Origin of the sequence: Snodgrassella alvi, assembly GCF_002777425.1 — a bacterium.
GTDB lineage: Bacteria > Pseudomonadota > Gammaproteobacteria > Burkholderiales > Neisseriaceae > Snodgrassella > Snodgrassella alvi_B.
In genome coordinates, this window is the sequence record NZ_MDVC01000078.1 from 1 (window position 1) to 5,998 (window position 5,998).

General features: G+C 46.2%; 5 protein-coding genes. All 5 read left to right on the forward strand.

The window, feature by feature from the left end:
- Window positions 1-1,870: DUF6531 domain-containing protein (locus BGI33_RS12920; RefSeq protein WP_144235398.1), on the forward strand; the 1,870-nt coding region annotated here is incomplete at its 5' end.
- Window positions 1,765-4,143, forward strand: coding sequence for an RHS repeat-associated core domain-containing protein (locus tag BGI33_RS07370; RefSeq protein WP_144235399.1), 2,379 nt, complete (start codon window positions 1,765-1,767; stop codon window positions 4,141-4,143). The genes BGI33_RS12920 and BGI33_RS07370, both read left to right, overlap by 106 nt.
- 2 nt (window positions 4,144-4,145) lie before the next feature.
- Window positions 4,146-4,445 (forward strand): hypothetical protein, encoded by a 300-nt coding sequence (locus tag BGI33_RS07375; RefSeq protein WP_100090605.1) that lies wholly within the window; start codon window positions 4,146-4,148, stop codon window positions 4,443-4,445.
- Window positions 4,446-4,603: 158 nt separating this feature from the next.
- Window positions 4,604-5,419: an RHS repeat domain-containing protein gene (locus BGI33_RS07380; protein WP_100090606.1), complete on the forward strand. Its 816-nt coding sequence runs from the start codon at window positions 4,604-4,606 to the stop codon at window positions 5,417-5,419.
- Between the two features lies 1 nt (window position 5,420).
- On the forward strand, window positions 5,421-5,762 hold the full coding sequence (locus BGI33_RS07385) for a hypothetical protein (protein ID WP_100090607.1): 342 nt from the start codon (window positions 5,421-5,423) through the stop codon (window positions 5,760-5,762).
- Window positions 5,763-5,998: the final 236 nt, after the last annotated feature.

Here is a 5,998-nt window from a genome sequence, read left to right on the forward strand (position 1 = left end):
AAGCATAGAACTAGTCGATAGCAGCGAACAACCGCAACAACCCACAACCTTCATCGATATTGCTGCTGGCATCTTTGGTGGTGCAGCACTAATAGCCAAAGAAATGGTCAGACCCACCGTTGCCTCTCCAGACCCACGGGCTGTCCCTAAAGAAGACGACAAAATCATTTGCCACAAACACCCATCCTCATTCTCCGATCTGGGTAGCAAATACTCCGAGAAATTACCAGATATCTCACCACTTGGCATTATCGAAGGCGGTATCGACATACTCAGCGCAGGCTGGGGCACATTAACCGGTAGTGCCGAATACATGGCCGAAGGCTCCAGCAAAGTCTACATCAACGGCCAGCCTGCCGTACGCAGCAACGACCGCAGCACCTGCGAAGCCAAAGTCACCGACAACTGCAAAGGTGGCGTCAGAGTTTCCAACAACGTGCGCATCGGTGGTGAACCCATTGTCGTGCGCGAAATCAAAAGCGGCAAACATCCCATCAACCTGATAGTTTCCGTAGCAACAGCGATATTGCGTCCCGGAAAACTGTGTACCAAAATAGTCTGCTTTGGGAAAGATTTTTTCACCGGTGTTGCTCTCAGCCATCTTACAGCACAAGGGACAAGGGCTGCATCAACTGTTTTTCTAGGCAATCCCGTCCATCTACCTACCGGCGCCAAAATACTTACAGACCAGGAAGAACTCGACTTCACCATCCCCGCCCATTTCCCCATCGAATGGCAACGCTTCTACAGCAGCAGAGACGAACGAACCCATAACATGTTCGGCGCCGGCTGGAGCGTCCCCTATGAAGTAGAAATGGAAATCTCCCCGCAGCCAGACGGCTCCTGCTCCGCCGTCTACATAGAAGAACAAGGCCGGCGCCTTGAGATCGAAGCCTTGCAGCCGGGCGAAGGCATCCGCGGCGTAAACGAAAACCTCACCATCCGCCGTGGCCAACAGAATCGCTGGATCATCGAAGACGATGACGGCATCTACCGCCTGTTTGAACCCGATCCCAACCAGCCTAATCGCCTCTACCTCACCCTGCTGCAAGACCGCAACGACAACCACCTGTTTATCTACCGCGATCAGCACAGCCGCATCAGCCACATCAGCGCCGACAACAACACCGCCACCATCTCCCTGCACTATCAGGATAAACGCCATCCCCAGCGCGTCACCCACATCAAAAGAGAACTAGCCGATGGCAGCAGCCAGCTACTGAGCCAGTACCACTACAACGAACAGGGTGACCTGCAACAAGTCATCGATGCAGAAAACCGCCCCACCAGAGAATTTGCCTACGACAACGGCCGGCGCATGAACTACCACCGCCTGCCCACCGGCTTGCAGTGTCATTACCAGTGGGATAGCTTCAGCGGATCAGATGGCATCGAATGGCGCGTCATCCGTCACTGGAGTGAAGCCGATGGCAAACGTCTGGAAGACTACCGCTTCCAGTATGACCTAAGCAAACGCCTGACTACTGCGTATGACAGCCTGGGTCGAGTAAGCCAGCATTACTGGAACGAAGTCTATCAACTCACCCGTTACATTGATGTCCTAGGGCAGACCACCGAATTTGACTGGAACGAAAACCAGCAACTGATCAGCGTCACCGATCCGCAGGGTGGGAAGTGGCGCTACAGTTACGACGAACAGGGACGTCAAACTGAAGAAACCGACCCCCTCGGCCGTACCAGCCAAACCCAGTGGCTGCCACACTGGGCTTTACCCACCATCAGCGTCGACCCCGATGGCAGCACATGGCGTTACTACTACGACCAGCGCGGCAACCTGCGCAGCGTTATCGATCCCATGAAACAGCGTACCCACTACCAGTACGACCAGCATGGCCAGATAGTCAAATAACCGATGCCCGCGGTGGCAAAAAATACCTGCGCTGGAACCAGAACGGCCAACTGATTCAGCACAGAGACTGCTCCGGTACCGCCACCCATCTCTATTACGATGCATCAGGCAATCTCAGCAGCATCTCCGACGCCCAATGCAACAGCAGCAAATACCAGTACAACGCCGCCGGCCAGCTTACCGGCGTAACCTTAACCGACGGCAGACAGGAACACTATCGCGTCAACAGTGCCGGCCAGCTACTGACCTATACCGATCCCGCCGGCCACAGCACCCACTACCAGCGCGACCCGCGCGGACTGGTACACACCCGCATCGATGCTGCCGGACGCAAACTCGGCTTTAACTACGATGCCTATGGTCGCCTCAACACCCTCATCAACGAAAACGGCGAACACTACCAGTTTCAATACGATGCTGCCGACCGCCTGATCGAACAGACCGATCTGGACGGGCGTAAACAACAACTAAGCTATGATGCACTGAATAACGTCAGCGCCGTGCACTTTGCTGCCGGCAGCAGTGCCGAAATCACCCACCGCTTCAAACGCGATGCCATCGGCCGCCTGATCGGCAAATACACCACCGACGGCAACACCGCCTACCAGTACGACCAAGCCGACAACCTTATCAAAGTCGGCTACAAAAAAGCCGGCCTGCCCGCAGAAGCTGAACCCGACCTCATCACCTTCAGCTACGACCAGCTGGGCAACCTGCTGAGCGAAACCACCGCACAGGGCACCCTCAGCCACCAGTACGACCCACTGGGTAACCGCATCGCCACCACCCTGCCGGATGGGCGCACCATCAACAACCTCTATTACGGTTCCGGCCACCTGCACCAGATAAATATCGACGGCAACATCATCAGCGACATCGAACGCGACAACCTGCACCGCGAAGTATTACGCACTCAGGGACGCCTGAACACCCAGTTCAAATACGACCGCAACAGCCGGCTGCAACACAAACAGATACAGCGCAATCAGAATCCCATCCTGCCTGATATCCTGCTCGAACGCAGCTACCAGTACGACAACCTCGACCGATTAGTAAGCAAAAAGCACAGCAAACACGGCCAGACCGATTACCGCTATGATCACACCGGCAGAATCGAAGGCTGTCGTAACCAAAGATACTGGGAAACCCTGCAATACGATGCTGCCGCCAACCTGCTGGACAGCAAATACAGAGAGGACTACAGCAATTACAACCTGATTCGCTGTAACCAGCTACTGCATTTCAGAGGACACCACTACCGCTACGACGAGCACGGCAGAACCCAGACCAAACAGAGCATCGGTGCTACCCAGCACTACCACTACGACGCCGAACACCGCCTGAGCGAAGTACGCATTGAGCAAACAGGCCGCAGCCAGCGTTATGGGTATGTTTACGACGCCCTTGGCCGGCGTATTGAAAAGCATCAGATAGACCGCGAGGGCCAACCCTACAACCGTACCCGCTTCCTGTGGGACGGCTTAAGAATGATTCAGGAAACCGGCCCGAATCACCCCACCAGCCTGTATATCTATACCGACCAGAACAGCTATGAACCACTGGCGCGGATAGACACAGACGGCAACTATGAACAACATATCCGCTACTTCCACACCGATCTGAATGGAGCACCGGAAGAGCTAACCGATGCAAACGGTGAAATACTGTGGGAATGCAGCTTTCAGCTATGGGGTAAACGGATTCATGAAATCGAACATGAATCAGTAGAGCAAAACCTCAGGTATCAGGGACAATATTTAGACAGAGAAACCGGACTACACTACAATACTTTCAGGTACTATGATCCGGATATAGGACGCTTTACCCAGCCAGACCCGATTGGGTTGCTGGGTGGGTTTAATCTGTATCAGTATGCGCCTAATGGGTTGACTTGGGTCGATCCGTGGGGTTGGAGTTGTACTCCCAATAAAATTAATTTAACGAAAGCTGGTGTCAAACATGTAAAAAATAGACATGTTGGAAATAAAATTGGTTGGGAGCATAAAAGTAAATGGACTTTGAATAATGCTGAAATGAAAAGTACTGTAAGAAATGTTTTTAGGAAACCAGATAGAATAATCAAAGATGGTGACCGATTTATATATGAAAAAACAATGCCTAATAAAATAGTAGGCGTCACTCCCGAAGGTACCAACTTAAATAAAGCTAGAGTTGTAGTGGAGTCTAATGGTGATTTAGTTACTGCCTTTCCACAAGAAGTATTTAAAGATATGAAAGTAACAGATATTTTAATTTTTTCAAAGCAGAGGTAATTATGGGATTGGATATATTAGTAATTTTTGAGAATGGAGATAATAATAATTTTGTTATGAGTGAAGAACTACATTCTGAAATATTTAGCTCATCAACCCGCTGGAGTAGTTTTAAAGAGTTAAAAAAAATAAAAGATTACTATAAAGTAGATATTAATTTTAATTCTAAGAGTTCCAATAGCTTTTTGTCTGAATTGGTTGAAATTAGAGAAAGGATTAAAACTAAGAGGAATGAACTTGATAAATTAATAATTAATCTGGATAAAAGGAAAATAAAAAAATTAAGGATAACTGGAGATTAAAATTCATTAAATGTGTTCAACATTATAAATAATTTTGCAGCATTATGCGATTTATACAGGTGCTGAAAAAGTGTATTTGACCAGAGTATGGAAAACATCAGATAGACCGCGACGGCCAACCCTACAACCGTACCCGCTTCCTGTGAGACGGGTTAAGAATGATTCAGGAAACCGGCCCGAATCACCCTACCAGCCTGTATATCTATACCGACCAGCACAGCTACGAACCACTGGCGCGGATAGATAAACGAGGTAATGAACCAGAAAGGGTAATGTACTTCCACACCGACCTGAATGGCTGCCCGGAAGAACTGACCGATGCAAACGGTGCAATACTGTGGGAATGTAGCTTTCAGTTATGGGGAAAGCGGATTCATGAAATCGCACACGAATCAGTAGAACAAAACCTCAGATATCAGGGGCAATATTTAGACAGAGAAACCGGCTTACATTACAATACTTTCAGGTATTATGATCCGGATATAGGCCGCTTTACTCAGCCGGATCCGATTGGTTTAGCTGGTGGTTTGAATCTGTATCAGTATGCGCCTAATGGGTTGACTTGGACTGATTCATTAGGACTAAGCGGTGAAAATGTATTTATACATTATACGAATCTAGCAGGATTAGAAGGAATCCAAAATACTGGTATAATAGAAAAAAATACAAAAGGTAAGGTTTACATTACTGATATTTTAATGCCCCCAAAAGATGTAATGACTAATATTTTCTTAGATCAAGCAACTCATTCAGGAAGAGGGGATTATGCAATAGTTTTTAAAGTTAACGAAGCACAAATGGCCAATATAAAAAGGTCATCAGAATTAGAGTTCTATCATACAGGTAAAATTAAATTAGAAAGCTCTCAAATAATTCATATAGGTAAAAATCCTTATGGAAGATTTAATAGCCTAAAATATGATAAAAGACTTAAAATGATGCAGAATCAACTAAAAGCTAGAGGAAGTTGTTAACATGAGTAATACTACAGAAAAATGTTTAGTTTTAAAACAAAGCGAAATCAACGCTTTGAAAAAACTTATTATGTACATTAAATTTTCATGTGAAGAAACAGAATCGCTATTATATGCAGGTAGCCCACTAATTAACAATATATTTGATAAATTATTGGAAATTGATGATTTTAAAGAAGAATCTAAAAATTTTTATAAACAGGAAGATGTTACTAATGAGCAATTTATACGTAAAAAAATACAAAAAGATCAGGATGAAACGTTAAACAAAGCAGATGAAGACTTGAAATTAGAATTGTTTAAAGCATGCTTACATCCTTTCTCTTTAAGTAAAGATTTTTAAATAAAATATCATTTTAGCTGTTACTATTCCCTAAAATAGTACAGCCCAAAAGTAAAAAAATCCTCTGGTTTAATGATTCAATGGTTGAGGAAATTAATTCGAACATTAAATTTATAAAGATTCTTTAATAAATGCTGACGGTAAATATGAAATACTCCTTAATATAAGGCGTATTTAAGTTCTAATATCAACACGCAAATAGTAACTAAACTTCAAGGCCTATTTAATCTTCCTTC

Coding starts and splice junctions, on each gene's coding strand:
- BGI33_RS07370 (WP_144235399.1), top strand. CDS start 1,765: ATGGCGTTACTACTACGACCAGCGCGGCAACCTGCGCAGCGTTATCGA.
- BGI33_RS07375 (WP_100090605.1), top strand. CDS start 4,146: ATGGGATTGGATATATTAGTAATTTTTGAGAATGGAGATAATAATAAT.
- BGI33_RS07380 (WP_100090606.1), top strand. CDS start 4,604: ATGATTCAGGAAACCGGCCCGAATCACCCTACCAGCCTGTATATCTAT.
- BGI33_RS07385 (WP_100090607.1), top strand. CDS start 5,421: ATGAGTAATACTACAGAAAAATGTTTAGTTTTAAAACAAAGCGAAATC.